This window comes from Janthinobacterium sp. ROICE36 (assembly GCF_002869965.1).
Lineage (GTDB): Bacteria > Pseudomonadota > Gammaproteobacteria > Burkholderiales > Burkholderiaceae_D > Janthinobacterium.
In genome coordinates this window covers 1-26,715 of record NZ_PEBS01000060.1, presented here as the reverse complement: position 1 = coordinate 26,715, position 26,715 = coordinate 1, and the positions used below count along the sequence as shown (strand labels likewise).

Here is a 26,715-nt window from a genome sequence, read left to right as displayed (position 1 = left end):
TTCATGACAAAAACGCCAGCCGGAACACACCGGCGAAATTCGGATTGTTGACCACAGGTTGCCACCGCGTGTCCTTCCAGCTCGTAAGTTCTTTGATATCGACGGTCCGCAGACCATTGTCGTCGGGGGTGACGGTGCCGGTGTGGTAGGCGATGCGCGCACCCATCCAGACCATCAGGTGCTGTTCGTCGCCCTGGTCGAAAAACAGCAGGTCGCCGGGTAGCGCCTGGCTGATCTCACGGGCGATGAAACGGCTGTTGTGCTGCACCAGCGCCAGCGCCGTGACGAAGTGGCCGACCTTGCCACCCGTTTGCACCCAGCGATTGCGCAAGGCCGCCTGGCTGGCATCCAGGTCCAGCTCGGGCGGCAGGCGCCGGTCACTGGCGATGCCATTCGCATGCAGCCACTTCGCGTCATGCACGGTCAATGCCTCGTTGACGGCAAAGCGCACCAGGCCAGCGCAATCGCGGTGCGTCCAGCGCGGCGACGGCCCCCGTTCGATCTGCGCGTTGACGATGCGCAGCATCCAGGCCTGGAAGGCGCGGCTCTGGGCCTGCGACAGCTGCACTTGGGGCTCGGCGATCGCGCGCAGGGCCCAGGCATGGGGAAAGGCTACAGCGGCAGCCCCTCCCGCCAGCCAGCGCAAGACGGCACGGCGCGCTTGCAACACCATCATCGCGCAGTCTCCTGCCATTCCAGCGTTTCCCATGACGTGCCGCTAGTTGGCTGCCGCTTGAGCACCATGCGCAGCGGCGGATATTTTTTCAAGGCGTTCAGGCGCGGCAGCAGATGTTCGTTGGCGGCTGCGCGCAGTACCGGTTCTTTATTCGCGGGCAAGGTATCGAAGGCTTCCAGCTGGATCAGCCGGGCCAGCGACGCCGGCGCGATCAGGCCGATGGTGCGCGCGCCATCGGGCAGCAAGTCGCTGGCCGCCGGCGCCTGCTTGCGGCGCACCGCCAGCACCTGGTCGACCAGCTTGCCATCAGCGGAAAAAACGACGGTATTGCCAGCCACGGCCAGCGCCGGCGTGGATTGGCCCAGGGCCGTGGCGACGCTGCGCTCCCAACGAAGGACGCCATCCTTGCCGGTAGTCTTGCGCACGGGGTCCTTGCCGCCGATGGCCGCCTCGAACAGGCTGCCATATACAGCGTCATCACCGGCCTGCGCACTGCGCGTGGCAACAAAAACCGGCGTATGCAGGCGTGAAGTGCCGTACCAGCAGGCGGCGGCAGGCCCTTGCAAGTGTTCGGCCAGCGGCACCACCGGCTCGGAGGTCTTGCTGCCCAGGCGTTTGAGCACGGGCTGCAGCGCGGTCCAGTCGACCGGCACGCTGAAGCAGGCGCTGGGATTGTGCGGCAACAGCGGCCACAGTGCGCTGCTGTCATAGCCGCCCTTTTCGCCAACTTTCTTCAATTTGTCGGCATTGAGCAGCACCTTGGACTGCCAGGCGCCCTGCTGAAAATCGAAACGCAGCGCTTCGAGCGCGCCAAAGAAGGGCTGGTAACCGAACGACAGGAAGTCCGCCTTGACGGCGATGCTGTGGCCATCGGGCGCGGCGTTATCGAGATGGAACTGCGCATGAAAGACGTTCTGTTTGGCTAGCTCCGGCGCCAGCAGGCTGGCCACGGTTTTCTCGGCCGTGCCATCGCCATGCTTGCCATCGCTGCCGCCATACAGCATGCCGGGATGCGACAGGATGACCAGGCGCTGGCCGTGCGCGGCAAACAGCAAGGTGCGCTGATAGGCATAGTTCAACGCGTATACGGGCACCTGGCCACCATCGACGCGCAAACTGCCGGCCACGCGCATTTGCGTATCCTTCAAGGCGATCTTGCCCGCTTCCTCGAGCAAACGCGTCAACTGGCTGCGCGACACGGCGATGGCGAAATGCTTGAGCGAGCCGTCGGCGTCGCGCCACAAGGCCACTTCCGCCGGCTGGTCCAGCACCATGCGCAGCAGCTGGTCGCCCCATCCCAGTTCATGTTCGTAGGCGATGCGGCGCAGGCTGCCCTTGAGCCCCAGCCGGTCTTCGCTTTGCTCGTAATAGAACAGGAAATCCTCGCGCAGCACGTCGCGCGCCAACGGCACCGTCAGCAGGTCGCGCGGCAAGGTCGACAGACTTTTCGTGCGGACCAGCGCATCGGGCCGGGATAAATCGAGTTTCAGGCTGTTGACCGGCCCCATCGCGCCCCAGCCAAATGCGCGGTAGCCGACCAGCGCGGCCGCCACCAGCGCCACGCCAGCAAGCGCCCCGATCAGGACTTTTTTATTGCGTACTTTTTTCACCAGCACCTTGTATCCCTTTTAGCCTGCCACGGCATTGACAAGTTAGTAATTATTGACAAATGGTAACATGGCATTTGTGGCCGCAGCGCACAGCTGACGCGACAGCGTAAAATAGCGGTTTCGCCGTTTCCATCGCCTCCCATGACCATCCTGCTCTCCACCCTGAACGCCCGCTACACCCACGCTTCGCTGGGCTTGCGCTATTTGCTGGCCAATATGGGGCCGTTGCAGGCGCAGACGCGGTTGCAGGAATTCGTCATTGGCACGAAAACCACGGAACTGGTCGAGCGCATCCTGACGAACAAGCCGCGCATCATCGGTTTTGGCGTGTATATATGGAACGTCGAGGAAACCACGAAACTGGTCGCCATGCTCAAGCGCGTGGCGCCCGAGGTCATCATTGTGCTGGGCGGGCCGGAAGTGTCGCACGAGGCGGGCGAGCAGGAAATCGTCAAGCTGGCCGATTACCTGATCACAGGCTGGGGCGACGTCACCTTCCCCAAGCTGTGCGGCGAGATCCTCAACGGCCCGAAACCGCTGATGAAGATCCACGCGGGCGTGCAAGCGCCGCTGGCGGAACTGCAACTGCCCTACTCTCTCTATACGGACGACGATATCCGCCACCGCACGATTTACGTGGAAGCGTCGCGCGGCTGTCCGTTCAAATGCGAATTCTGCCTGTCGGCGCTGGACAAGACGGCCTGGCCCTTCGCCCTGGACAACTTCCTGGCCGAGATGGAGTCCTTGCATGCGCGCGGCGCGCGCCTGTTCAAATTCGTCGACCGCACCTTCAATCTGAACATCAAGACCAGTTTAAAGATCATGCAATTCTTTCTGGACAAGATCGAAGCCAATCCGGACGATCCCATCTACGCCCACTTCGAGCTGGTGCCCGACCACTTGCCCGACGCCCTGAAAGAAGGCATCAGCAAGTTCCCGCCCGGCGCGCTGCAGTTCGAGATCGGCATCCAGAGTTTCAATCCGGACGTGCAAGCGCTGGTCAGCCGCAAGCAAGACAATCAAAAGGCGGCCGACAACATCCGCTGGCTGTGCGAAGCATCCCATGCCCACCTGCACGTGGACTTGATCGCCGGCTTGCCGGGCGAGGATGAAGCGAGCTTTGCGGCCGGCTTCAACAAACTGGTGGCCTTGAAACCGCATGAAATCCAGTTCGGCATATTAAAGCGATTGCGCGGCACGCCCATCATCCGCCACACGGAAAATTACGGCATGGTGTTCGACCCGCACCCGCCCTACACCATCCTGGCCAATAAACAGCTCGATTTCATGAGTATGCAGCGCCTGGTGCGCTTCGCCCGCTACTGGGACCTGGTGGCCAACTCGGGCCGCTTCGCCAATACGGTGCAATGGATGTTGGGCGAGTCGCCGTTTGAAAACTTCATGGACTTTTCGAACTGGCTGTACGCCCACACGGACGCCACGCACCGCATCGCCATGGAACGCCTGGCCAAGCTGGTGGCGCAATGGCTGCAGACGCGCGGCATGAGCACAGCCGAGGCGAATGCGCTGCTGGCCAGCGACTATGCGGGCGGCGCGCAGGCAGCCGCGCAGGCCAAAACAAGCGAAGTGAGCACTAACAACGCCAAGGTGCGTCCGGACGTCGCCCTGCCACAGCGGCAGGCGCGTCACCTGGCATCCTGAAACGGCGGCGATTGAACAGCGGTGGCGGTCTGCGCCATTCTCCCTTAAACTGGCACGATGCCGACTGTACAATCGCCGAAACTGACCCTCTCCCAGACCAGCTCCCAACAGGGAGCCGTCGTCACTGCCAGCGGCGCCTGGCAAGTGCACGCCCTCGCGCATGACAATGCGATCAAGGCCATCGACGCCCAACTCAAGCCCTTGCAGGGCGACGCGAATGCCAGCTGGGACCTGTCACAGATCGACAGCATGGACCATATCGGCGCCCAGCTGTTCTGGAATGCCTGGGGCAAGCGGCGTCCGGCGCAGCTGACCCTGGCGCCATCGCTGGAAGAGTTTTTCCGGCGCATCGAAGAAACGGGCCCTTTGACAACGCCACCTTCACGCGCCAACCGCCTCACGCCCGTGATGAAACTGGGCATGGCCATGTTGCTGTTTTTTGAACATTTGAAGGGTTTCATTGCCCTGGTGGGCCAGGTGACGCTGGATGTCGGCCGCTTCGCACGCCACCCGATGCGCGGTCCGTGGCGTGAAATTTCCGCCAATATTTTCCATGCGGGCTTCCAGGCGCTGGGCATCACGGCGCTCGTGGGCTTCTTGATCGGCGTGGTGCTGTCCTATCTGTCGGCGCAGCAGCTGCGCGCCTTTGGCGGCGACATTTATCTGGTCAACCTGCTGGGCATGAGCGTCATCCGCGAACTGGGGCCCTTGCTGGCGGCCATCCTCGTGGCCGGCCGCTCGGGCTCGTCCATCACGGCGCAGTTGGGCGTCATGCGCGTCACGGAAGAACTGGACGCCATGCTGGTGATGGGCATTTCGCACGGTTTCCGTCTGATCATGCCGAAAGTGCTGGCCCTGGCCATTTCCATGCCCTTGCTCGTCATCTGGACGGATACGGCTGCGCTGATCGGCGGCATGGTGGCGGCCAAGGTGGAATTAAACTTGTCGGCGCGCTACTTCATCCAGAAGCTGCCGGACGCCGTGCCGCTGGCCAACTACATGATCGGCCTGGGCAAGGGCGTCATCTTCGGCATGCTGATCGCCCTTGTCTCCTGCCACTTCGGCCTGCGCATCAAGGCCAATACGGAAAGCCTGGGGCACGGCACCACCACCGCCGTCGTCACGGCCATTACCGTGGTGATCCTGGCTGACGCCGTGTTTGCCATCGTCTTCAATGGAGTGGGCTTTTGATGGCGGACAACGATAACGCTTGCAAGGCGAGCGAGGGCAACGAGGGCCAGTTCAACCTGCATGGCAGTGCGCCCGTGGTGGAAATCACCAATCTGTGGACCAAGTTCGGCCGCACCGTCGTGCACCAGGACTTGAACCTGGAAATCGAACGGGGCGAAATCCTCTCCATCGTGGGCGGCTCCGGCACGGGCAAGACGGTACTGCTGCGCCAGATGCTGGGCCTGGAACATCCGGCGCGCGGTTGCGTCAAAGTCTTTGGCGAAGATATCAACAAGGCAAGCGCCGACCAGTTGCAGCAGCTGCGACAACACTGGGGCATGCTGTTCCAGCAAGGCGCCCTGTATTCGGCCCTGACCGTGTTCGACAATGTGGCGCAACCGATGCGCGAATTGCGCGTGCTGCCCGAAGCGCTGGTGCACGACGCGGTATTATTGAAAATGAATATGGTGGGGCTGGGCCCGGAACATGCGCTGAAGATGCCATCGGACTTATCGGGCGGCATGATCAAGCGCGTGGCACTGGCGCGCGCCCTGGCGCTGGAGCCGAAACTGCTGTTCCTCGACGAACCCACGGCAGGCCTGGACCCGGACTTGTCGGAAAGTTTTGTCTCTTTGATCCAGTCGCTGCACCGCGAGCTGGGCTTGACGGTGGTGATGGTCACGCATGACCTCGACACCCTGTTCGCCCTGTCCACGCGCATCGCCGTGCTGGCGGAAAAACACGTGATCGCCATCGGCCCCACGCGCGAGGTGATCAAATTCGACCACGCATTCATCAAGCAATTTTTCCTCGGTGACCGCGGCAAGCGCGCGCTGGCCGTCCTCGATGAAAAACAGGCGGCAGCGGGCAATGCTGCGCAGCCAGGCGCTGACGCCGGCACAGACAAGAAAGCGGAGAAGTAATGGAAAACAGATCACATGCCCTGATGACGGGATTTTTTACACTCACCTTGCTGGTGGCCGCCATTTTGTTCGGCGTCTGGTTCAACCGCGACCGCGTGGAGCGCGTGCCGTATTTGCTGGCCACCACCCTGTCCGTGCCGGGCCTCAACCCCCAGGCGACCGTGCGCTACCGGGGCCTGGAAGTGGGCAAGGTCGACGCCATCGATTTCGATACGCAAAAGGCGGGGCAAATCCTCGTGCACATCAGCGTGGCGCCCGACACGCCCGTCACCAACACCACCTTTGCCACCCTGGGCTACCAGGGTGTGACGGGCATCGCCTACATCCAGCTCGACGATGAACAGGTGGGTTCCGAATTATTGGGAACCAGCAAGGACAAGCCTACACTGATTCCCCTGCGCGCCGGCTTGCTCGATCAGCTGGAAAAGCGCGGCAAGCGCATTCTCGACCAGGCCGAGCAGATCACCAACAAGGTCAACAACCTGCTCAGCCCCGACAACCAGGCAGCCATGCTGGGTGCCTTCAATGAAGTGGGCAAGGCAGCCAAGGCCTTTGGCGCCATTCCCCAGCAACTGGAGCCGACCCTGACGCAATTGCCGCAACTGACGGAACAAACACGCCAAACCTTGATGGCCGTCAGTACGGCCAGCAAGAACGTGTCGGACTTGACGGCCACCTGGAAAAAGCTGGGCAACGACATCCAGGCGCCCGGCGGCGTGCTCGACAAGGTCAATGGCACGGTCGACCGGGTCGGCAATTCGGTGGAAACGGTAGCCAATGGCATATCGCTGGAAGTGTTGCCGCAGGTAATCGAGCTGAGCGGCGAGGCGCGCTCCTCGATGCGCACCCTGAAAACCACCATGAGCACGCTCAATGAACAGCCGCAGAGCATCTTGTTCGGCGCCCCAGACATCCCGCCCGGCCCGGGCGAGCCCGGTTTTTCGGCGCCGGGCAAATAAGGAGAACAAAGCATGCACATCCCTCGCAATCTCACGCTGCTGGCCCTGGCCGGCGCTTTCCTGCTGGGCGGCTGCGCCAGTCGCGGCCCCGTCCCCACTTTTTATGATTTCGGCCCGGTGGCGCCGATGGCGACCGTGCCGTCGAGCACGCCGCCCGTGCCCGTGCTGGTGATCGCCGACGCCAACGGCCCTTCGTGGCTGGACAGCCAGCGCATGTATTACCGCTTGCTGTACGCCGATGCGCAACAATCGCGCCCGTACGCCTACAACCGCTGGAACACGCCGCCGCTGCAACTGTTGAGCCAGCGCCTGAAAACCCGCGTGGCGCAAAGCGGCGTGAAAGTGCTGTCGACGACGGACGCGGCCGCCGGCATTCCCCTGCTGCGCATCGACGTCGATGATTTTTCGCAAAACTTCGATACGCAAACGCACAGCAGCGGCCACGTATCGCTGCGCGCCTCGCTGTTCCGCGGCCACCGCCTGATCGACCAGAAAACCTTCAGCCGCAGCGGCCCGGCCGGTAGCGCCGACGCGCAAGGCGGCGCGCAGGCGCTGGCGGCAGCATCGGACGCCATCGCCACCGACGTGCTGGTCTGGCTGGGCACGCTGACCATCCTGAAAGAATGACCGTCACAGAATGACCGCCTCCGCAGCCCCTGCCAGCCCGCCAGCGCCACTGCCGCCCGTACGCTCGTCGCCCGTGTCGCGCGCGACCCTGCTCGCCTACGTCTTCCTGATCGTCTACGCCAGCTGGTTCCCGTTCACGGGCTGGCACAGCAATGGCTTGTCGCCGCTGACGTTCCTGGAAAACACGCGCATGCCCCGCTACTGGACGGGCTTTGACGTGGGCATCAACATCGTCGGCTACATCCCGCTGGGCGCGCTGATCGTGTATTCGCTGTTTCCCAGGGTCACGGGATTGTTTGCCGTCGTGATCGCCAGCCTGTGCGGCATCTGCATTTCCGGCAGCATGGAAGCGGTGCAAACCTATTTGCCCAGCCGCGTGTCGTCGAATCTCGATTTTTATACGAATGCGGCCGGCTGCTTTATCGGTTCCCTCATCGGCGCCTTGACGGCGCGCAAGCTGCTCGACCATAGTCATCTGTACCGCGTGCGCCAGCGCTGGTTTGCCCAGCATGCCAGCCAGGGCCTGGTGCTGGTGGCCTTGTGGCCACTGGCGCAAATCTATCCGCAAGGCTATCTGTTCGGCCTGGGCCAGTTGCTGCCCATCCTGTCGGACTGGCTTTCCAGCCTGATGGGCATGGAGATCGACCTGGCCACGTATCTGCGTCCCGATGTGATATTAACCGTCGAGCAATATTGGCTATCAGAAACCATCATCACGGCTTGCGGCATGACGGGCGCCGTGCTTACCTTGCTGTGCCTGCTGCGCCGCGCGGCACCGCGCGCCGCGCTGATGCTGGCCCTCATCGCCGCAGCCTTGATCGTGCGTTCGATGGCCAGCGCGTTGCTGTTTTCGCCCGAAAACGCCTTCGTCTGGATCACGCCGGGTGCCCAGGGCGGCTTTTTGATCGGCCTGATCATGCTGGGCGGCCTGGCGTTCGCGCCCCACGTGGCACAGCGCCGCATCGCGGCCGCCACCTTGCTGCTGAGCCTAGTGATGGTGAATACGACGCCGATTAACCCGTATTTCATGTCCACCCTGCAAGGCTGGGTACAAGGAAAATTCCTGAACTTTAATGGCGCGGCGCAATTCCTGGCCCTGCTGTGGCCTTTCATGGCCCTGTGGTTCCTGTGCCTGCCTTCGCACCGCCTGAACCGGCAGGACGATGGGCAGCGCCAGCGTCGCGAAGACCACCCATAAGCGCTATCATGGCGTATTGATGAATCAGCAGGAGCATAGTATGAGCGACGCACCGTATTTTGAACGCCACGTTTTTTTCTGCATGAATAAACGTGAAGACGGCCGCAACAGCTGCGGCGACCATGGCGCGGAAGCGGCGCAAAAGCATTGCAAGCGCCGCATCAAGGAACTCGACATGAATGGCGCGGGCAAAATCCGCATCAATCAGGCAGGCTGCATGGACCGCTGCGAGGAAGGCCCGCTGCTGGTCATCTACCCGGAAGCGACCTGGTACACCTATGTCGACACCAGCGATATCGATGAAATCATCGATACGCACCTGGTGGGCGGCAAGATTGTCGAACGCCTCAAGATTTAATGCCAATTTAAGAGATAGCCACCAGTATGAGCATCATGAACAGAAACTCGGAAAAATTTACCCTCGCCGGCCATGCAGGCAGCATGGAAGGCTTGCTCGATTTCCCGGCAGACACCCCACGCGGCATCGCCCTCGTTGCGCATCCGCATCCGCTGTATGGCGGCACGATGGATAACAAGGTCACGCAAACCCTGGCGCGCGCCTTTGTCGCTCTCGGTTACGTGGTGGCGCGCATCAACTTCCGCGGCGTGGGCGCTTCGGAAGGCGTACATGACCATGGCGCGGGCGAGACGGATGACATGCAATTGCTGTACGAACACATGCGCGGCCTTTACCCTGGCTTGCCCGTGGCCTTGTCCGGTTTCTCGTTCGGCACCTTCGTGCAATCGAAACTGCAGGAACGCCTGGCCGCCGCCGGCACGCCCGTCGAGCGCCTGGCGCTGATCGGCAGCGCGGCCGGCAAGTGGGCCATGGCCGACATTCCGGCCGACACCATTTTGATCCACGGCGAACTGGATGACACGATTCCCCTGTCCGCCGTCTTCGACTGGGCCCGTCCACAAGACATTCCCGTGATCGTGATCCCCGGCGCCGACCACTTTTTCCACCGCAAGCTCAATCACATCAAGAACCTCGTGATTGCGCTGTGGCATGGTGACAAACCCGCAACAAGCGCAGATGATCATTGAAGTGTGGGCTTACTAGCGCTTCCACGGCTATAATTGATCCGTTTTTTCCACGCGGCCATGTAAGCAGCAACAACATGGCCCCCAGCCTTCATCTTTTTCGCAGACCAGCCTCCATGAAAAAACTTTTAGCGGCACTGGCCTCCAGTGTACTTTTCCTATCCGCCGCCTACGCCCAGAGCGTTCCAGCCCCGACCATCGCCGCCAAGTCCTGGCTGCTGCTTGACGCCACGAGTGGCCAGATCATTGCTTCGCAAGATCCGGACGCGCGCATCGAGCCCGCATCGTTGACCAAGATCATGACGGCCTACCTGACGTTTGCCGCCATCCGCGAAAAGAAACTGGCGCTGGACCAAAAAGTAAATGTTTCCGTGCGCGCCTGGAAAGTCGATGCGAGCAGCTCGAAGATGTTCATCGACCCGGCCACCCCCGTGTCGATTGACGACTTGCTGCATGGCCTGATGATTCAATCGGGTAACGACGCCGCCGTGGCGCTGGCTGAAGCCGTCGCCGGCGATGAAGGCACCTTCGTCGTGCTGATGAACCGCGAAGCCCAGCGCATGGGTCTGAAAAACACGCGCTTTGCCAATCCGCATGGCTTGCCTAGCCCCGAGAACTATTCCACCGCGCAAGACCTGTCCGTGCTGGCCAAGCGCGTGATCGCCGACTATCCGGAATTCTACAAAATCGATTCGATCAAAAGTTTCACGTATAACAAGATTACCCAGCCTAACCGCAACCGCCTGCTGTGGCTGGACCCAACCGTGGACGGCATGAAGACGGGCCACACGGAAGCAGCCGGCTATTGCATGATCGCGTCGGCCCGCCGTCCAGGCGGCACCGGCGAGCGCCGTCTGATCTCCGTGGTGCTGGGCACCACGTCCGACCAGGCGCGTACGCAGGAAAGCCAGAAGCTGCTGAACTGGGGCTTCCAGAACTTTGATACGGTCAAGCTGTACTCGAAGGGCCAGGCCGTGGCCACGCCGGAAGTATGGAAGGGCTCGAAAGGCACCGTGAAAATCGGTTTCGCCCGCGACGTGCTCGTCACCGTGCCAAAAGGCATGGCTGCCAAGATGAAACCTGTGCTGGAACGCAAGGACCCGCTGGTCGCGCCACTGGCTGAAAACGCCCCGGTCGGCAAGCTGAAAATGATGGTTGAAGACAAGGTCCTGCTGGAACTGCCTGTCGTGGCGCTGGAAACCATCAACCAGGCCACGATCTTTGGCCGCGCCTGGGATTCGATGCGTCTCTGGATGAAATAAGTCAGCCTCGACCCCATAAATGCCCGCAGATGCTGCGGGCATTTTTTTCGTCCGTTCACTGGACAGCGAGGCCCGTCGGCTGCAGGCACAGGCTTGACGCGCTCAAAAAGGAGGCGCTATCGGCGCTCGTGTACCAAAAGCAGCCGGGCCACCAGCTCGACCTTGCCCTGCAGGAGCGTTGCCGCCGCTTTATACGCAGCATGCTCCAGATTAGCTGGCTATAATCGTGGCGAGTCCGTCCACGTCACCATCAGAAAGCCAACCCATGAGCCATGTATTTCCCGCCAGCTTGCAAGCCCCGCGCAACCGTTTAAGCAGCAACGGCCCCGAACTGTCGCGCATCGTCGCCGGCATGTGGCGCATCGGCGAGTGGAATATGTCGGCGCAGCAACGCCTGTCCTTCATCGAGCAATGCCTGGCGCTGGGCGTATCGAGTTTCGACCACGCCGATATCTATGGCGATTACAGCGCCGAAGGCCTGTTTGGTGAAGCGCTGGCCCTGCAACCGGGTTTGCGCGACCAGATGGAGCTGGTCAGCAAGTGCGGCATCAAGCTGCTCTCGCCGCACCGTCCCGGCCATGCCATCCAGCATTACGACACGAGCGCGGCGCACATCACCAGTTCAGTGGAACACACCTTGCGCCAGCTGCACACGGACCGCCTGGACTTGCTGCTGATCCACCGTCCCGACCCGCTGATGGATTTCGACGAGATCGCCGGCGCCTTCACCCAATTGAAGCAAGATGGCAAGGTCCTGCACTTTGGCGTGTCGAACTTCAGCCGCCACCAGTTCGGGTGCCTGCACCGGCGATTCCCGCTGGTGACGAACCAGGTGGAATTCTCGCCGCTGCACGTGGCACCCCTGTTCGACGAAACCTTCGACGGCTTGCAGGACGTGGGGGTGGCGCCGATGATCTGGTCGCCGCTGGCCGGCGGCAGGCTGTTCCAGGGGGGCGACGCGAATGTGGAGAACTTACGCAATGTCATCAAGCAGATCGCCGACCAGTTGCAGCGCCCGTTTGCCAGCGTGGTGTTTGCGTGGATCATGCAACTGCCGTGCCGCCCCCTGCCGCTGACGGGCTCGGGCCGCATCGAAGCGGTGGGCGTGGCCGTGGAAGGCACGCAGTTCACGCTCTGCCGCAGCGACTGGTTCGCCATCCTGCGCGCCGCGCGCGGGCACGAGGTAGCTTAAAAGTTAGTCAATTTCGTCCGGATCGTTGAACACTTGCGGTAACGCAATGCCGCGCCAGCCCAGATACCAGGCCAGGTTCAGCGCCAGGGTGGCGGCGATGTAGACGGCGAAGAACAGCGCAAAGAAGCTGGTCTTCAGCCACACCAGCAGGGCAACGGCCACGATCAGTACCAGCAGCGCGGCCAGGCTTTTCTTTTGCTTGGAGCTGGGGAAACGCAAGGTCGACACCATCAGGCTGCCCACGCCCACCAGCAGCAGCATCAGCAGATAGCTGTGCAGCATGGAATCGATGGGCGCCGGCCAGGCCACCACCACGGCCGCCACGCAGGCGGCCCCGGCCGTGATCGGCATGCCGACGAAATACAGCGGGTCGGTGCGCCCCACATTCACATTGAAGCGCGCCAGGCGCATGGCGCCGCAAGCGACAAAGAAGAAGCTGGCCATGCCGCCAAAGCGCAGCAGCAGCGGATCGTGCACGCCCATCTGCACAAAGCCGTAGCAATACAACAAGACGGCAGGGGCGCAGCCAAAATTCATCACGTCGGCGATGGAATCGAGCTGCACGCCGAACTGCGAACTGGTCCCCGTCAGCCGGGCCACATAGCCGTCGAGCGCATCAAACACCCCGGCCAGCACCAGCAGCGCCGCAGCCAGGCGATAGGCATCGGCGTCGCCCACCGCGGCGTTATCGACGGAAATGACGATGCTGGCAAAACCGCAGGCTATCGACAGCAAAGTCACCATGCTGGGCAAGGCGTACTTGGCGCGCTGCAGGCGCGACTTGGGCAATGTGTTCAAATTTGTCGGCAATCAAAGTAGCGGGAATCAGGCAAAGCAGCGGCAAACGCTGCACTTTGCTCATTCTACCCTGCGCAGCCGTGGCACCGCCCCGCACGAACGCGCGACATATCTTTTCATGGATGCTCTACGGCAGATCAAAATGCCTTAGAATCGTTTCACAGGGCGGCACACCGGCCCCCACCTCTGTCCGCCTACCTATACAGGAGTCAACTTGATTGTCTCGTCACTGCGTTGGAAACACTGTATATCCGCCCTGCTGAGCGCAGCCCTGTTGAGCGCCTGTGGCGGCGGCGATGGCGGCGGAAATACGTCGCTGAGCACCTCGACGCCGGCCGGGCAGCTGGCACAGGAACCGGGCGCTCCCGTCCTCAGCAACAATATCGCCACCGATGGCTTCAACTGGTTCAACTACCGGCGCAGCCAGATCGGCCTGTCGCCACTGGTACGCAACGGCCAGATCGACGGCGCGGCCCTGGGCCATTCCAACTATCTCAATCTCAACAATACGGTGGCGCACGAGCAAGTGCAGGGCAAGCCCGGCTTTACGGGCGCCACACTGGGCGACCGCCTGGCCAAGACCGGCTACGTCGTCACGTCGCTGCAGGGCGAAGTCATCGCCGGCGCGAGCAACACGTCCGGCTTTTACCTGGCCGAAGAGCTGGTCACGGCCATCTATCACCGCTTCGTCATTTTCGAGCCGCTCTTCAAGGAAGGCGGCGCGGGAGCGGTCGTCAGTGGCGCCGGCTACGCGTATTTCACCACCGACCTGGCAAGCAACCGCAACTATGGCCCCGGGCTGGCGGCGGCGCAAATCGTCGCCTATCCATTTGGCGGGCAGCAAAAGGTGGCCGTCAGTTTTTCCAGCGATAACGAAGCGCCCGATCCCGTGCCGAACCAGGACGTGGTCGGCTACCCGATCAGCGTGCATGCCAATTACGGCACGAGCGTCAGCGTGACGGCGTTCAGCGTGCGCCAGCGCGGTGCCGGCACGGACTTGACGGTGCGCCTGCTGACGAGCGGCAGCGATGCGCATACGCCGATCTCGGCCGCATCCATCATCCCGCTGGCGCCCCTGACCGAAAACACCACCTATGACGTGCGTTTCATCGGCAAGGTCAATGGCGCGGACATCACGTACAACTGGTCATTCAGCACCCGCTAGCCATGGCATCGCACGGCAAGCGGGCGCGGTCTTGAGGACGACAGGATGTAAAATAGCGGTTCTTGCTTTACTGACAGTGACAAGTTTTGGGGCTCTCTGCACACCAGGCATGCTGAAACCACACGCCACTTGCGATGATGATGCCGCCGTAGCGGCATCCGACATGGTTCGTATTCTCGACGTCGAGAACGGACTGGGCCGCATTATGGGCGACCGCATCCTGTACCTGAAAATCCTGCGCCGCTTCCTGCATGACCACGGCACCACGCCGTGCCAGATCCGCGCCGAATTTAACGCCGGCAACTATGCCTGCGCGCGCCTGAAGGCGCATACCCTGAAGGGTGCCGCCGGCATGATCGGTGCGCGCCACGTGCATGGTCTGTCGGAAACGCTGGAATCGGCACTGCGTGCCCAGGCGCCCGACCTGGCCCAGCAGATGCTGCAGCTGGAACTGGCGCAGGATCAATTGCTCGGCGCGGTCAGCAGCATGCTGGGCACGCCGGAAGCGGCCCATACGGCGGCGCAGGATATGGCGCCCGATCCTGCCGCCCCCGCCATCCAGCTGCTGCTGGCGCGCCTGGCCAGCCATCTGCGCGAAGGCGATGGCGCGGCCATCGACATCCTGGAAAACTCGGCCACCCTGCTCGCCGCCAGCCTGGGCGTGCACGTCTATCAGGAAGTGGCGGCCGCTGCGCATGAGTTCGACTTTGACGGCGCGCTGGCGGCGCTGCTGCGGCGCCGCTAGCGCTCAGCTGTTGTACTGCGCCTCTTCCGCATACGCCACGCAACAACTCTTGCAACAGAAACGACGCACGGCATCGAGCGGCTTGTCGCAATACCAGCACGCGCCTTTCGGCGGCAGCACTGCGATCAATTGCGACAGAGAAGGCAATGGCGGCGCCCCCCTGCTGTCCACGACTTCCGGCTGTTCGCTGTCCATGGCGCTTCCTTTCCCGGCGGCACTTCAAGGCCGCTCAGCAAGATTACGTCATTCAAGTTGATGCGGTATGAGCATGCTCAATAGACCACGCTCGCCTGGGATACATGGCAGCAAATGGCGCTATTCGCGGCGAGGCTGGGTTTGCACACCCGGCCCCACAAGATCGGCCCGTTCCATGCAGTAAGGCTCCCACTCTGTCTCCTGCCGCATGACGAAAGTCATATTGGCAAGACGCGCACCGTGCGCCTGGATGGCTTCCTTGCGCTGGGGTGTATTGACAAGCAAGGCCATCACTTGACCTACCTTGTTTTCATCCTCGGGGACCAGCTCGCCAAGCCCGGCTAGGCATTCACTGCTGCGTATCGCCATCGAATGCGCATGTGACGATTCCCAGGGTGTGCTTGCCAAAATCGCCGCCTGGTTGCTGATGGCAACATTTGCCATGCCCCGCAGAAGCCGGGCATCGCGCGAAAAATGCCGCCGCAGAAACAACTCGACATCATCGCGCACGCCATTTTCATTGCTATCAATACCGGCAAGCGTTTGTTTGCCAGCAGCACCAGGATCAGGCGGTAGCACAGTGTCGATCGTCAATTGCAATGGGACGGCAGCCAAAACCGCGACAGGTGAAACAAGCGCCAATGCAAAAAAAACAATAGCGGTGCTACGCGGGAATGAAAGATATGTCATAGGAACTCCTGATTGGGAATTCCGACTATAGAACCGTCACACGGCAGGCTATTGCTGTTCCGCAATCAATATGAATTTGCTTGCGAATACACAGCCGGCTGAAAACCACATCCAATAAATCATCAGGCGAAAATTCGCGCGTGGCGCTCGACAGTTGCACCTGCGCCAGGCGCAGCTCTTCGGCAAACAGATCGAGCGCCGGTCTTTTCGCCGTTCGAGGTGTATGCAAAAAAACACCCTTGATACTTATTTCCGAAAGCTCCTGACGGCATCATTCGCATGCTCGGCGATGAGTTTCTTAAGCGCCGGCTGTCCAGCATACTTGGCAGACAGCCGTTGCCACTGCTTCTGCGCCTGGCCGCACGATTGCTCGATGGCTTGCGTGATTTCGCGCTGGCGCGCCTTGTCGTTATCATCCCATTCGCCGGCAAAGTGCTCGCACATCTGGGCGTTCTCGACGAACCGGGCCACGTCGCGCGGCAGTTTTTCCTGGGCGCCAGCCAGCATAGGCAGGCAGCCCAGCATGAAAGCGAGCACAAGCTTCATCAACCTCTCCTTACTTGCCGATGCAGAAACGGCTGAAGATCACGCCCAGCAAATCGTCAGGCGAAAACTCGCCCGTGATGCTCGACAGCTGCACCTGCGCCAGGCGCAGCTCTTCGGCGAACAGGTCCAGCGACTGGTCATCCTGCGCCGCGTGGGCGGCCGCGATGTTCAAGTGCTTGCCGGCCGACTTGAGCGCAATCAAATGGCGTTCGCGCGCCAGGTACAGCGATTCGCCCGTCTGCTGCCAGCCCGCGATGCGCAGCAGCTCGGCGCGCAGCAAATCGATGCCGATGTGCTCGTGCGCCGACAGATACACGTGCGTGGCGTCCGGCAAGCTGTCGACGCCAGGCTTGTGGCCAGAGAGATCAATCTTGTTCCACACGCGCACCACGGGCACGCCTTCGGGGAAGGCGGCGACGATGGTTTCATCGGCCAGGGTGGGGCCATGGTCGGCGTCGAGCAGGTGCAGGATCACGTCGGCCTTGCCGATTTCGCCCCAGGTGCGTTCGATGCCGATGCGCTCGACGGCGTCGACGGTATCGCCGGCGCTGCGGATGCCGGCCGTATCGATGATGTTGAGCGGAATGCCTTCGATCTGGATGGTTTCGCTGACCTTGTCGCGCGTGGTACCGGCAATCGGCGTGACGATCGCCACGTCGGCGCCCGCCAGCGCGTTCAGCAGCGACGATTTGCCCACGTTGGGCTGGCCCGCCAGGACCACATTGAGGCCTTCGCGCAGCAGCGCGCCCTGCGCCGCCTGGGCAAACACTTTATTCAAGGCTGCGATGACGGCCTTTAATTGGCCGCGCGCATTCGATTTTTCCAGGAAATCGATTTCTTCTTCGGGGAAGTCCAGCGTCGCCTCGACCAGCATGCGCAAGCCCGTCACCTGCTCCACCAGCGCGTGGATCGTCTTCGAGAACGCGCCCGACAGCGATTGCGAGGCGGACTTGGCGGCCGCTTCCGTGGAAGCGTCGATCAGGTCGGCCACGGCTTCGGCTTGCGCCAGATCAAGCTTGTCATTCAAAAAAGCACGGCGCGTGAATTCACCGGGTTCGGCCAGGCGCAAGCCGCTGTCCTTGCCCGCCTCCAGCACGCGCGCCAGCAGCAGCTGCAGCACGATGGGGCCGCCGTGGCCCTGCAATTCCAGCACGTCTTCGCCCGTGTACGACTGCGTACCCTTGAAGTGGATGGCGATGCCCTGGTCGATGATGGCGCCGTCACTTTCCGTGAATGGCAGGTAGGTGGCATGGCGCGGTTTCAACTGCTGTGCGCCGAACAAGGCCGTCATCAGGGGTGCGAGGTTTTTGCCGGAGGCGCGTACCACGCCGATGCCGCCGCGTCCGGGTGCGGTGGCGATGGCGGCGATAGGGGAAGAGTCGAGTTTCATGGGGTAATTGTAGTGTATTCGGGAAAAGCTGCAGGAGCCGCGATATTGTCAGCGACAAACCGGGGGCACATGAATGGGGAGGTCAGTGGAAAGCCGGCAAAAGCCACTTTTTTTGACATCGTACCCATTGGGTACGATGTCAAAAAAAAAGCCCGCGCGAGGCGGGCTTTCTGTTCGCTGGCCGGAATTACTTGGCGGCAGGCGCGTATTTCTTGGTGATCACCCATTGCTGGCCAATCGACAGGACGTTGTTGACGACCCAGTAGAGTACCAAGCCCGACGGGAAGAAGAAGAACATCACCGAGAATGCCAGTGGCATGAACAACATCATCTTCGCTTGCATCGGATCGGCCGGGGCCGGGTTCAGCTTGGTCGTGATGTACATCGAGATCGCGTACAGCACGGGCAAGATGCACCATGGGTCATGCTGGGCCAGGTCGGTGATCCAGCCTATCCATGGTGCGCCGCGGATTTCCACGGACGCGTTCAGCACCCAGTACAGGGCGATAAAGACGGGCATCTGGATCAGGATCGGCAGGCATCCGCCCAGCGGGTTGATCTTTTCCGTCTTGTACAGCTCCATCGTGGCCTGGTTCATCTTTTGCGGGTCGCCTTTGTAGCGCTCGCGAATCGCCTGCATCTTCGGCGTGACCAGTTTCATCTTCGCCATGCTGCGGTAACCGGCAGCCGACAAGGGGAAGAACGCCAGCTTGATCAGGATCGTGAAGGCGATGATGGTCCAGCCCCAGTTACCCAGCACGCTGTGGATATGTTCCATGACCCAGAAGATCGGCTTGGCGATGATGGTCAGCCAGCCGTAATCCTTGACCAGTTCCAGGCCAGGCGATACCGTTTCAAGCTGATGCGCGATTTGCGGACCCGAATACAGCTTGCTGTCCATGCTGGCCGTGGCGCCTGGCGCCAGGGTCGGCAATGGCAGCACGTTGCCGATGGCGTACAGGTTGGCACCAACCTTCTTGGTGAAGATGTCGCGCTTGGCATTTTCAGGCGGCACAAAGGCGGAAACGAAGAAGTGTTGCGAAATAGCAAACCAGCCGCCATTCGCCGTGGCCGGATGCAAGCCCTTCATGGCATTGTCGTTGCCCTTCTTCTCGTCTTCCACAGCCGCTTTTTCGATTTTCTCGAACGTCAGCTTCTGGTACTTGTCTTGCGGCGTGTACAGGGTCGGCCCCGTGAAGCTGCTGTTGAAGAACGAGTCGCCGACCGGCTTGTTGCCATCATGCGTCAGTTGCAAATACAGCTGTGGCGTGACAGGCGCTGCGCCCACGTTGGCCACGTCATGGCGCACGTCGATGACGTAGTCGCCGCGTTTGAACGTAAACGTCTTGGTCAGCTTGACGCCGCCTTCGACCGCTTCCATCACCAGTTGCACTTGCTTGCCGTCACCGATGGTGCGCACGCCAGGTTGTACGGTGAAACCGCTCGCATGGGTGGGGAACGGACCGCCGACCAGGCCCGATTGCGCCAGGTAGGTGTGGTTCGCGCCTTCGTCGAACAGCACTTCGTTTTGCTTGCCGTCATCGGGCTGGCACACCTTGAACAGGCCGAAGCAACCGCCAAACCAGCCCGGATTGCCTGCGCCCTTGAATTTCAGCAATTCCAGACGCTTGACCTGGCCGCCCAGGGTATCGATGTCAACCTTGATGACGTCGGTGGTGATGGTAATCACTTCGCGCTTGAACGCGGCGGGATCGACAGCCTCACCCGGCAGGGCAGGCACGCCTGCCGCAGCCGAGGCGGCCAGGGCATCCGTCTTGGCAGGGGTCGCAGGCGCCTTGGCGGTTTGTTCCGTGTTCGCGGAGAACATCGACGGCTTGCCGTTCGAGATCATCCATTCGTTCCAGAGAATTACCAGCGAGACGGAAAACACGATCCACAGGATGGTACGTTTATTGATATCCATTAGGGTATTTGTCAGGAGTGGTTGCAACCGCAAGCGGTCGTTGAAGATTGTTTAGCGTCGGCCGGCGGCACCGGGTCGACACCCCCTTCATTCCAGGGGTGGCAACGGCACACGCGTTTGGCAGCCAGCAGGCTGCCCTTGGCGGCGCCGTGCACACGCAGCGCTTCCATCGCGTAATGCGAACAGCTCGGATAGAAACGGCAATTCTGTCCCAGCATGGGGCTGATCAGCAACTGATAAGCGCGCAGCAGGAACAGCAGCAGGGTTTTCATGGCGCGGATGGTGGTGGCGCAGCAACAGAACGGGCCTGGGCGGCGATTTGCGCCGCGAACAGGCGGCTCAATTCTTCACGCAGCTCGGCTTTGAGCTGGCTCGTGGTGGCCGGACCATCCTTGCTGTTGACGGCGCGCGACAAACGCACCACGCAGTCGACCGGCGGCATCGCGCTGTTGCGAAACAGCTCGCGCGTGACGCGCTTAATCGTGTTGCGGGTCGCTGCGCGCGGCGCGAAACGCTTCGCCACAACGACACCCAGCCGCGCATGCGGCAATTGATTGTGTCGGGTGTACAGCACAAAATGCGCTGTTTTTTGCGAAGGGCGCAAACGAAAAACGGATGAAAATTCATCCGTTTTAACGATACGCCGAACGCGCGCGAAGTCGTGTGAACCTTCGCGTTGATTGCCGACTGGAGTACAGCTAGCCACGCGATCAGCTGTCAACGACAAGCCTAGACGGCCAGACGTTTGCGGCCCTTTGCGCGACGTGCGTTGAGCACATCACGGCCACCACGGGTAGCCATACGAGCGCGGAAGCCGTGCGTACGCTTGCGGCGAACGACGGAAGGTTGGTAAGTACGTTTCATGTTGGTCTCGCTAAAAACAAAAAAAATGCAAAATCGGGTCTGACGTCCCGTCAGTTTTTGGTGCCAATGACAATCGCGCACTTATGCCAAGGCACAAGCTGGCCAATCTCATCGCCCGCTTAATCCACGCTTAGTCCATATTGTCGTTCCAAATGAATAAACACGGAATACGGGCGGGGAACCCTGAATTATTCAGCATATGCCCCCCTCTTGTCAAGGATTGCCGTGATCGCCCGGAAATTTTCGCCCCGGACCCCATCCGCCGGCAAGGCCCCGCCACAGGCCGCGCCAGCACTGTCTATGGCGGGATAACCGGGGGATAAGTCGCCTCTTATACACACGGCGCCCCACCCCGCCACAGAAAAATAACAGCCGTGCCTGTGGATAACTTTGGCAGTCGGGAGTAGAATAGCGCGTTACGTGTGGCGAGCCCTCGCGCGACGCCGGCCTTGCAACACGGTGAACGCAGGGCAGAATCGATACGCCCTCCCACACCTTTTCACATAGACATACATGGATAATTTCTGGCAGGCCTGTTCCGCGCAGTTGGAACTGGAGCTGACACCGCAACAATTCAGTGCGTGGATCAAACCGCTTATCCCTCTCGATTACGAAGAGGGCAAGCTGCGCATTGCTGCGCCCAATCGCTTCAAGCTCGATTGGGTCAAGACCCAGTTCGCCAGCCGCATCACTGCGCTGGCCATACAGTACTTCGAAGCGCCCACGGAAGTGCAGTTCGTGCTCGACCCGCGCCTGGCCCTGCCGAAGAAACCTGTCACCGCCAGCACTCCGGCCAGCGATCCGAATGGCGGCGCGCCCAGCGCGCGCGCCGCAGAGCCGCAGCCCAGCGTGCCGGAACTGAGCATCGGCGCGGCGCCGCGCCGCGAGCAGAGCCGCATCAACACCGACCTGACCTTCGACAGCTTCGTGACGGGCAAGGCCAACCAGCTGGCGCGCGCCGCCGCCATCCAGGTGGCGAACAATCCGGGCGTGTCGTATAACCCGCTGTTCTTCTACGGCGGCGTCGGCCTGGGCAAGACCCACTTGATCCACGCCATCGGCAACCAGGTGATGGCCGACAATCCGGGCGCGAAGATCCGCTACATCCACGCAGAACAGTATGTTCGCGACGTAGTGACCGCTTACCAGCGCAAGGGTTTCGACGATTTCAAGCACTACTATCACTCGCTCGACATGCTGCTGATCGATGATATTCAATTCTTTGGCGGCAAGAGCCGCACGCAGGAAGAGTTTTTCTATGCGTTCGAGGCATTGATTGCCGCAAAGAAACAAATCATCATCACCTCGGATACCTATCCGAAGGAAATCACGGGCATGGACGACCGCCTGATCTCGCGCTTCGACTCCGGCCTGACGGTGGCCATCGAGCCGCCGGAACTGGAAATGCGCGTGGCGATTTTGCTGAAAAAAGCCAAGCAGGAAGGCGTGACCTTCTCCGACGACGTGGCCTTCTTTGTCGCCAAGCACTTGCGCTCGAACGTGCGCGAGCTCGAAGGCGCGCTGCGCAAAATTCTGGCGTACTCGCGTTTCCATGGCAAGGACATCACGATTGATATCGTCAAGGAAGCCCTGAAGGACTTGCTATCGGTGCAGAACCGCCAGATTTCCGTGGAAAACATCCAGAAAACAGTGGCCGACTTCTTCAATATCAAGGTCGCCGACATGTATTCGAAGCGCCGGCCCGCAAATATCGCCCGGCCGCGCCAGATCGCCATGTACCTGGCCAAGGAATTGACACAGAAGAGCCTGCCGGAAATCGGCGAGCTGTTCGGCGGCCGCGACCACACCACGGTGCTGCATGCCGTGCGCAAGATCGCGCTGGACCGCACCAAGAACCCGGAATGCAACCACGAATTGCATGTACTGGAGCAAACACTAAAAGGCTAAGAACGCCTGGGCAAGACTGGCTCAAAACGTGCTTTACCCTTATCATCTGGGAGGGCACCGCAGCCGGTCTGTCGGGGCTCCCTATGGCAACAATTGTTAAATTAATACGTTAAACGTCGTACTGTTCAACCTATACATTGAGGATAAATATGCAATTGGTCAAAACCACCCGAGATACCCTTCTCCGGCCACTGCAGATCGTGAGCGGTATTGTCGAGCGTCGGCACACTATGCCGATTCTGGCCAATATCCTCATCCGCAAAGACGGTGAAAATGTCTCCTTCCTGTCAACCGACACCGAAGTGCAGATCACCACGCACGCGGAAATCGGCTCCGGCGCGGACGTCACGGGCACCACCGTGGCCGCGCGCAAGCTGCTGGACATTTTGCGCGCCCTGCCCGAATCGGGCGACGTCACGATGACCCTGCTGAACAAGCGCCTGACCGTGCAAACGGGCAAGTCGCGCTTCGCCCTGCAAACCCTGGCGGCGGAAGAGTTTCCAACCGTGCAACAGGCGGAAAGCTACAACGCCAGCGTCACCCTGCCGCAGAAAACGCTGAAGCACCTGTTCAACATGGTGCATTTCTCGATGGCGCAGCAAGACATCCGCTATTACCTGAACGGCTTGCTGCTGGTTCTGGATGGCAATCATGTCATCGCCGTGGCCACCGACGGCCACCGCCTGGCGTTTTGCCAGGTCGCCACCGAGCAGACGTTTGCGCGCCAGGAAGTGATTATTCCGCGCAAGACCATCATCGAACTGCAGCGCCTGCTGGAAGAGAACGATGAGCCGGTGCAACTGGACATCGCCGCCAACCAGGTGAAACTGACCTTTGCCGACATCGAGCTGATCTCGAAGCTGGTGGAAGGCAAGTTCCCCGACTACACGCGCGTGATTCCAAAAGGCTACAAAAACGACTTCACCATCGGCCGCGATGAACTGCTGCGCTCGCTGCAACGTGCCGCCATCATGACCAGCGACAAGTTCAAGGGCGTGCGCTGCATCATCACGCCAGGCAGCATGAAGATCAGCTCGACCAATGCGGACCAGGAAGAAGCCGTCGAAGAGCTGGAAATCGACTACGGCGGCGACTCCGTCGACATCGGCTTCAACGTGACGTATCTGCTGGACGTGCTGAATAACCTGAAATGCGAATATGTCAACATCGCGCTGGGCGACTCGAACTCGTCCGCCCTGATCTCCATCCCTGACAATGCGGACTTCAAGTACGTTGTCATGCCGATGCGGATTTAAGTGGCAACAAGGGGCCGGACCCTCTGGGTCGGACCCCGGCATTTCGCCGTTGGGTTGAAATGCAAAATAGCAATCAAGAAACCCGATGAAAAGCTGAGGTCAGACCCGCAGGGTCTGACCCCGGAACAGTACTAGTTAATTGAGAAAGCAGTCCATGTCCGAGAATCCACAAGACACCCCGATCCAGGCCATCACGGAAGAATACGGCGCCTCCTCCATCCAGATCCTGGAAGGTCTGGAAGCCGTGCGCAAACGCCCGGGCATGTACATTGGCGACACCTCGGACGGCACCGGCTTGCACCATCTGGTATTCGAAGTGCTGGACAATTCCATCGATGAATCGCTGGCTGGCCACTGCACCGACATCCACGTCACCATCCACAGCGACAATTCGATCTCGATCACCGACAATGGCCGCGGCGTGCCGACCGGCCTGAAAATGGACGACAAGCACGACCCGAAGCGTTCGGCGGCGGAAATCGTCATGACCGAGCTGCACGCGGGCGGCAAGTTCGACCAGAACTCGTACAAAGTATCGGGCGGTTTGCATGGCGTGGGCGTATCTTGCGTCAATGGCCTGTCGAAATTGCTGAAACTGACCATCCGCCGCGATGGCAAAGTGCATCACATGGAATTCGTGCGCGGCGTGCCGCAAGACCGCCAGATCGTCATGGTGGGCGACATCGCGACGTCACCGATCAAGGTCATCGGCGAAACGGACAAGCGCGGCACCGACGTGCATTTCTGGGCCGATGAAGAGATTTTCACGCACGTGGAATTCCACTACGAAATCCTGGCCAAGCGCATCCGCGAACTGTCCTTCCTGAACAATGGCGTCAAGATCAAATTGTCCGACCAGCGCACGGGCAAGGAAGAAATCTTCGCCTTCGAAGGCGGCACGCGCGGCTTCGTCGAATACATCAACAAGGCCAAGTCGGTCTTGCACCCGACCATTTTCCAGGCCACGGGCGAGCGCATGTCGGACCAGGGCACCAACATCTCGGTCGACGTGTCGATGCAGTGGAACGATGCCTACAACGAACAGGTGCTGTGCTTTACGAATAACATCCCGCAACGCGACGGCGGCACCCACTTGACGGGCTTGCGCGCGGCCATGACGCGCGTGATCAACAAATACATCGATGAACACGAGTTCGCCAAGAAGGCGAAAGTGGAAATCAGCGGCGATGACATGCGCGAAGGCCTGACCTGCGTCTTGTCGGTAAAAGTGCCGGAACCGAAATTCTCGTCGCAAACGAAAGACAAGCTGGTGTCGTCCGAAGTGCGCGGCCCGGTGGAAGAAATTGTCGCCAAGACCCTGGCCGATTACCTGCAAGAAAAACCGAACGACGCCAAGATCATCTGCGGCAAGATCGTCGAAGCGGCGCGCGCCCGCGAAGCGGCCCGCAAGGCCCGCGACTTGACGCGCCGCAAAGGCATCATGGACGGCCTGGGCTTGTCGGCCAAGCTGGCCGACTGCCAGGAAAAAGACCCCGCCCTGTGCGAACTGTACATCGTCGAGGGTGACTCGGCAGGTGGCTCGGCAAAACAAGGGCGCGACCGCAAGTTCCAGGCGATCTTGCCACTGCGCGGTAAAGTGCTGAACGTGGAAAAAGCCCGTTTCGAGAAAATGCTGTCGTCCGAGCAGATCACCACCCTGATCGCCACCCTCGGTACCTCGATCGGACCGGACGAATTCAACGTCGAGAAACTGCGCTACCACCGCATCATCATCATGACCGATGCGGACGTCGACGGCGCTCACATCCGTACCCTGCTGCTGACCCTGTTCTACCGCCAGATGCCGCAACTGGTCGAACGCGGCCACATCTACATCGCGCAACCGCCGCTGTACAAAGTGAAATCGGGCCGCGACGAGCGCTATCTGAAAGATGACGCCGAAGAAGCGAGCTACATGATGATGGTGGCGCTGAACACGGCCGTGCTGGTGCCGCGCACAGGCGCGGAAGGCATTTCCGGCGAGACCTTGACGGAACTGGTGCGCAAGTTCAACCTGTCGAACACCATCATGACGCGTCTGACGCGCGTCATCGACCGTGCTGCCCTGACGGCCATCATGACGGGCGCGCAGCTGGACCTGTCGACCCTGGACCTGGCAGAAACCTCCGCCCTGACCCTGCAGACAGCCATCAACGACAGCGCCGTGCGCGTACATGTGCGTTCCGATGACTTGTCGGAAAAACACAAGCTGCACATTGAACGCATGCACCACGGCAACATCAAAGTGACGGCCATCGATGCCGACTTCGTGCAAGGCCCGGACTACGCCGTGCTGAGCAGCGGCGCCGCCACCTTCGAAGGCCTGATCGGCGAAGGCGCTTTCGTGCGCCGCGGCGAGGGCGAGCGCATCAAGGAAATCGCCGTCGTCGACTTCCATCAGGCCATGCAATGGCTGCGCGACGAAGCCGAACGCACGGTCTCGAAACAGCGCTACAAAGGTCTGGGCGAGATGAACCCGGCCCAGCTGTGGGAAACCACGATGGACCCGACCGTGCGCCGTTTATTGAAAGTGCAGATCGAAGACGCCATTGCGGCGGATCAGATCTTCACGACCTTGATGGGGGACGACGTGGAACCACGCAGGGCGTTCATTGAAAACAACGCGCTGCGCGCGGGGAATATCGACGTTTAAGCATGTTGTAGTTTAGGATTCCTAACAGGGTGTTGAATTAATCGCCGTGCCCGTCAACCATCACGGGCCGGTAAACGTTGTTTCATCAGCCCCACTTTCCCACCGCCATCATGCGCAAGACCGACGTCACCCAGCACTCTCTGTACAGTTACCGCTCGTTGGAGGAACGCATCCCGGATGCGCATCCCTTGCGCAAATTGCGAGTACTGGTCGATGCCATCCTGGCCAACATGAACGATGATTTCCAGGCGCTGTATT

Annotated in this window: 27 protein-coding genes and 1 pseudogene; 16 read left to right on the top strand and 12 right to left on the bottom strand. The window is 60.8% G+C overall.

What is annotated here, in order from left to right; all coding sequences use genetic code 11:
* Window position 1: 1 nt before the first annotated feature.
* Window positions 2-673, bottom strand: coding sequence for a DUF1175 family protein (locus CSZ94_RS20985; protein ID WP_102123310.1), 672 nt, complete (start codon window positions 671-673; stop codon window positions 2-4).
* Window positions 673-2,286, bottom strand: a complete 1,614-nt coding sequence (locus CSZ94_RS20980) for a DUF2138 family protein (protein WP_180977555.1) — start codon at window positions 2,284-2,286, stop codon at window positions 673-675. The genes CSZ94_RS20985 and CSZ94_RS20980 overlap by 1 nt, the downstream gene beginning before the upstream one ends.
* Window positions 2,287-2,427: 141 nt before the next feature.
* On the opposite strand from CSZ94_RS20980, the gene CSZ94_RS20975 reads away from it, so the two are divergent.
* The 10 genes from CSZ94_RS20975 to CSZ94_RS20925 all read left to right on the top strand — a co-directional run bounded on the left by CSZ94_RS20975 (window position 2,428) and on the right by CSZ94_RS20925 (window position 12,323).
* Complete coding sequence (locus CSZ94_RS20975) at window positions 2,428-3,948, top strand: B12-binding domain-containing radical SAM protein (RefSeq protein WP_102123302.1); 1,521 nt, start codon at window positions 2,428-2,430, stop codon at window positions 3,946-3,948.
* Between the two features lie 57 nt (window positions 3,949-4,005).
* Complete coding sequence (locus CSZ94_RS20970; RefSeq protein ID WP_102123301.1) at window positions 4,006-5,139, top strand: MlaE family ABC transporter permease; 1,134 nt, start codon at window positions 4,006-4,008, stop codon at window positions 5,137-5,139.
* Complete coding sequence (locus CSZ94_RS20965) at window positions 5,139-6,041, top strand: ABC transporter ATP-binding protein (protein ID WP_102123300.1); 903 nt, start codon at window positions 5,139-5,141, stop codon at window positions 6,039-6,041. Before CSZ94_RS20970 ends, CSZ94_RS20965 begins: the two co-directional genes overlap by 1 nt.
* Window positions 6,041-7,000 (top strand): MlaD family protein, encoded by a 960-nt coding sequence (locus CSZ94_RS20960; RefSeq protein ID WP_102123299.1) that lies wholly within the window; start codon window positions 6,041-6,043, stop codon window positions 6,998-7,000. The genes CSZ94_RS20965 and CSZ94_RS20960 overlap by 1 nt, the downstream gene beginning before the upstream one ends.
* A 12-nt stretch (window positions 7,001-7,012) precedes the next feature.
* The gene (locus CSZ94_RS20955; RefSeq protein ID WP_102123298.1) at window positions 7,013-7,627 is read left to right on the top strand and encodes an ABC-type transport auxiliary lipoprotein family protein; all 615 of its coding nucleotides are present in this window, start codon (window positions 7,013-7,015) and stop codon (window positions 7,625-7,627) included.
* Between the two features lie 10 nt (window positions 7,628-7,637).
* On the top strand, window positions 7,638-8,825 hold the full coding sequence (locus CSZ94_RS20950) for a VanZ family protein (protein WP_102123297.1): 1,188 nt from the start codon (window positions 7,638-7,640) through the stop codon (window positions 8,823-8,825).
* Window positions 8,826-8,865: 40 nt separating this feature from the next.
* Window positions 8,866-9,183, top strand: coding sequence for a (2Fe-2S) ferredoxin domain-containing protein (locus CSZ94_RS20945; RefSeq protein WP_034781335.1), 318 nt, complete (start codon window positions 8,866-8,868; stop codon window positions 9,181-9,183).
* Window positions 9,184-9,218: 35 nt separating this feature from the next.
* Window positions 9,219-9,872, top strand: a complete 654-nt coding sequence (locus CSZ94_RS20940; protein WP_102123309.1) for an alpha/beta hydrolase — start codon at window positions 9,219-9,221, stop codon at window positions 9,870-9,872.
* 113 nt (window positions 9,873-9,985) lie between these two features.
* Entirely contained in the window at window positions 9,986-11,131 is a 1,146-nt protein-coding gene (locus CSZ94_RS20935; RefSeq protein WP_102123296.1) for a D-alanyl-D-alanine carboxypeptidase family protein, read from the top strand.
* Window positions 11,132-11,396: 265 nt separating this feature from the next.
* A complete protein-coding gene (locus CSZ94_RS20925; RefSeq protein WP_102123294.1) occupies window positions 11,397-12,323 on the top strand; it encodes an aldo/keto reductase in 927 nt (308 codons plus the stop codon).
* A 3-nt stretch (window positions 12,324-12,326) separates the two neighbouring features.
* On the opposite strand, the gene pssA is transcribed toward CSZ94_RS20925, so the two are convergent.
* On the bottom strand, window positions 12,327-13,067 hold the full coding sequence (gene pssA, locus CSZ94_RS20920) for a CDP-diacylglycerol--serine O-phosphatidyltransferase (protein WP_258001124.1): 741 nt from the start codon (window positions 13,065-13,067) through the stop codon (window positions 12,327-12,329).
* Window positions 13,068-13,335: 268 nt separating this feature from the next.
* Here pssA and CSZ94_RS20915 point away from each other — a divergent pair, with 268 nt between their 5' ends.
* Window positions 13,336-14,286: a CAP domain-containing protein gene (locus tag CSZ94_RS20915; RefSeq protein WP_308410585.1), complete on the top strand. Its 951-nt coding sequence runs from the start codon at window positions 13,336-13,338 to the stop codon at window positions 14,284-14,286.
* Between the two features lie 109 nt (window positions 14,287-14,395).
* Window positions 14,396-15,031: an Hpt domain-containing protein gene (locus CSZ94_RS20910; RefSeq protein WP_102123292.1), complete on the top strand. Its 636-nt coding sequence runs from the start codon at window positions 14,396-14,398 to the stop codon at window positions 15,029-15,031.
* A 3-nt stretch (window positions 15,032-15,034) separates the two neighbouring features.
* On the opposite strand, the gene CSZ94_RS20905 is transcribed toward CSZ94_RS20910, so the two are convergent.
* From CSZ94_RS20905 to rpmH, 9 genes are all read right to left on the bottom strand, one after another.
* Window positions 15,035-15,226: a hypothetical protein gene (locus CSZ94_RS20905; RefSeq protein ID WP_102123291.1), complete on the bottom strand. Its 192-nt coding sequence runs from the start codon at window positions 15,224-15,226 to the stop codon at window positions 15,035-15,037.
* 120 nt (window positions 15,227-15,346) lie between these two features.
* Window positions 15,347-15,916, bottom strand: coding sequence for a hypothetical protein (locus CSZ94_RS27720; protein ID WP_146009863.1), 570 nt, complete (start codon window positions 15,914-15,916; stop codon window positions 15,347-15,349).
* A gap of 25 nt (window positions 15,917-15,941) precedes the next feature.
* A complete protein-coding gene (locus CSZ94_RS20895; RefSeq protein ID WP_102123289.1) occupies window positions 15,942-16,145 on the bottom strand; it encodes a hypothetical protein in 204 nt (67 codons plus the stop codon).
* A 17-nt stretch (window positions 16,146-16,162) separates the two neighbouring features.
* The gene (locus CSZ94_RS20890; protein WP_102123288.1) at window positions 16,163-16,462 is read right to left on the bottom strand and encodes a hypothetical protein; all 300 of its coding nucleotides are present in this window, start codon (window positions 16,460-16,462) and stop codon (window positions 16,163-16,165) included.
* A 10-nt stretch (window positions 16,463-16,472) separates the two neighbouring features.
* On the bottom strand, window positions 16,473-17,852 hold the full coding sequence (gene mnmE, locus CSZ94_RS20885) for a tRNA uridine-5-carboxymethylaminomethyl(34) synthesis GTPase MnmE (protein ID WP_102123287.1): 1,380 nt from the start codon (window positions 17,850-17,852) through the stop codon (window positions 16,473-16,475).
* A gap of 187 nt (window positions 17,853-18,039) precedes the next feature.
* A complete protein-coding gene (yidC, locus tag CSZ94_RS20880; protein ID WP_102123286.1) occupies window positions 18,040-19,776 on the bottom strand; it encodes a membrane protein insertase YidC in 1,737 nt (578 codons plus the stop codon).
* Window positions 19,777-19,787: 11 nt separating this feature from the next.
* Window positions 19,788-20,048, bottom strand: coding sequence for a membrane protein insertion efficiency factor YidD (gene yidD / locus CSZ94_RS20875; RefSeq protein ID WP_102123285.1), 261 nt, complete (start codon window positions 20,046-20,048; stop codon window positions 19,788-19,790).
* On the bottom strand, window positions 20,045-20,497 hold the full coding sequence (gene rnpA, locus CSZ94_RS20870) for a ribonuclease P protein component (protein WP_258001119.1): 453 nt from the start codon (window positions 20,495-20,497) through the stop codon (window positions 20,045-20,047). The genes yidD and rnpA overlap by 4 nt, the downstream gene beginning before the upstream one ends.
* 8 nt (window positions 20,498-20,505) lie before the next feature.
* Window positions 20,506-20,640, bottom strand: coding sequence for a 50S ribosomal protein L34 (gene rpmH / locus CSZ94_RS20865; RefSeq protein WP_010401996.1), 135 nt, complete (start codon window positions 20,638-20,640; stop codon window positions 20,506-20,508).
* Between the two features lie 513 nt (window positions 20,641-21,153).
* Between rpmH and dnaA the strand changes: the two genes are divergently transcribed.
* From dnaA to CSZ94_RS28870, 4 genes and pseudogenes are all read left to right on the top strand, one after another.
* Window positions 21,154-22,548 carry a chromosomal replication initiator protein DnaA gene (gene dnaA / locus CSZ94_RS20860; RefSeq protein ID WP_034781304.1) on the top strand — a complete coding sequence of 465 codons (1,395 nt, stop codon included), beginning with the start codon at window positions 21,154-21,156 and terminating at the stop codon, window positions 22,546-22,548.
* Window positions 22,549-22,697: 149 nt separating this feature from the next.
* Complete coding sequence (gene dnaN / locus CSZ94_RS20855; protein WP_086147318.1) at window positions 22,698-23,804, top strand: DNA polymerase III subunit beta; 1,107 nt, start codon at window positions 22,698-22,700, stop codon at window positions 23,802-23,804.
* A gap of 154 nt (window positions 23,805-23,958) precedes the next feature.
* Window positions 23,959-26,457 carry a DNA topoisomerase (ATP-hydrolyzing) subunit B gene (gene gyrB / locus CSZ94_RS20850; protein WP_102123284.1) on the top strand — a complete coding sequence of 833 codons (2,499 nt, stop codon included), beginning with the start codon at window positions 23,959-23,961 and terminating at the stop codon, window positions 26,455-26,457.
* Between the two features lie 110 nt (window positions 26,458-26,567).
* Window positions 26,568-26,715, top strand: a pseudogene (locus CSZ94_RS28870) (IS5/IS1182 family transposase); the annotation flags it as partial.

Coding starts and splice junctions, on each gene's coding strand:
- CSZ94_RS20925 (WP_102123294.1), top strand. CDS start 11,397: ATGAGCCATGTATTTCCCGCCAGCTTGCAAGCCCCGCGCAACCGTTTA.
- yidC (WP_102123286.1), bottom strand. CDS start 19,776: ATGGATATCAATAAACGTACCATCCTGTGGATCGTGTTTTCCGTCTCG.
- CSZ94_RS20935 (WP_102123296.1), top strand. CDS start 9,986: ATGAAAAAACTTTTAGCGGCACTGGCCTCCAGTGTACTTTTCCTATCC.
- CSZ94_RS20975 (WP_102123302.1), top strand. CDS start 2,428: ATGACCATCCTGCTCTCCACCCTGAACGCCCGCTACACCCACGCTTCG.
- CSZ94_RS20910 (WP_102123292.1), top strand. CDS start 14,396: ATGCTGAAACCACACGCCACTTGCGATGATGATGCCGCCGTAGCGGCA.
- rpmH (WP_010401996.1), bottom strand. CDS start 20,640: ATGAAACGTACTTACCAACCTTCCGTCGTTCGCCGCAAGCGTACGCAC.
- CSZ94_RS20890 (WP_102123288.1), bottom strand. CDS start 16,462: ATGAAGCTTGTGCTCGCTTTCATGCTGGGCTGCCTGCCTATGCTGGCT.
- yidD (WP_102123285.1), bottom strand. CDS start 20,048: ATGAAAACCCTGCTGCTGTTCCTGCTGCGCGCTTATCAGTTGCTGATC.
- CSZ94_RS20970 (WP_102123301.1), top strand. CDS start 4,006: ATGCCGACTGTACAATCGCCGAAACTGACCCTCTCCCAGACCAGCTCC.
- CSZ94_RS20905 (WP_102123291.1), bottom strand. CDS start 15,226: ATGGACAGCGAACAGCCGGAAGTCGTGGACAGCAGGGGGGCGCCGCCA.
- CSZ94_RS20965 (WP_102123300.1), top strand. CDS start 5,139: ATGGCGGACAACGATAACGCTTGCAAGGCGAGCGAGGGCAACGAGGGC.
- dnaN (WP_086147318.1), top strand. CDS start 22,698: ATGCAATTGGTCAAAACCACCCGAGATACCCTTCTCCGGCCACTGCAG.
- CSZ94_RS20950 (WP_102123297.1), top strand. CDS start 7,638: ATGACCGCCTCCGCAGCCCCTGCCAGCCCGCCAGCGCCACTGCCGCCC.
- mnmE (WP_102123287.1), bottom strand. CDS start 17,852: ATGAAACTCGACTCTTCCCCTATCGCCGCCATCGCCACCGCACCCGGA.
- pssA (WP_258001124.1), bottom strand. CDS start 13,067: ATGGTGACTTTGCTGTCGATAGCCTGCGGTTTTGCCAGCATCGTCATT.
- dnaA (WP_034781304.1), top strand. CDS start 21,154: ATGGATAATTTCTGGCAGGCCTGTTCCGCGCAGTTGGAACTGGAGCTG.
- CSZ94_RS20945 (WP_034781335.1), top strand. CDS start 8,866: ATGAGCGACGCACCGTATTTTGAACGCCACGTTTTTTTCTGCATGAAT.
- CSZ94_RS27720 (WP_146009863.1), bottom strand. CDS start 15,916: ATGACATATCTTTCATTCCCGCGTAGCACCGCTATTGTTTTTTTTGCA.
- CSZ94_RS20985 (WP_102123310.1), bottom strand. CDS start 673: ATGGTGTTGCAAGCGCGCCGTGCCGTCTTGCGCTGGCTGGCGGGAGGG.
- CSZ94_RS20960 (WP_102123299.1), top strand. CDS start 6,041: ATGGAAAACAGATCACATGCCCTGATGACGGGATTTTTTACACTCACC.
- CSZ94_RS20940 (WP_102123309.1), top strand. CDS start 9,219: ATGAACAGAAACTCGGAAAAATTTACCCTCGCCGGCCATGCAGGCAGC.
- CSZ94_RS20955 (WP_102123298.1), top strand. CDS start 7,013: ATGCACATCCCTCGCAATCTCACGCTGCTGGCCCTGGCCGGCGCTTTC.
- gyrB (WP_102123284.1), top strand. CDS start 23,959: ATGTCCGAGAATCCACAAGACACCCCGATCCAGGCCATCACGGAAGAA.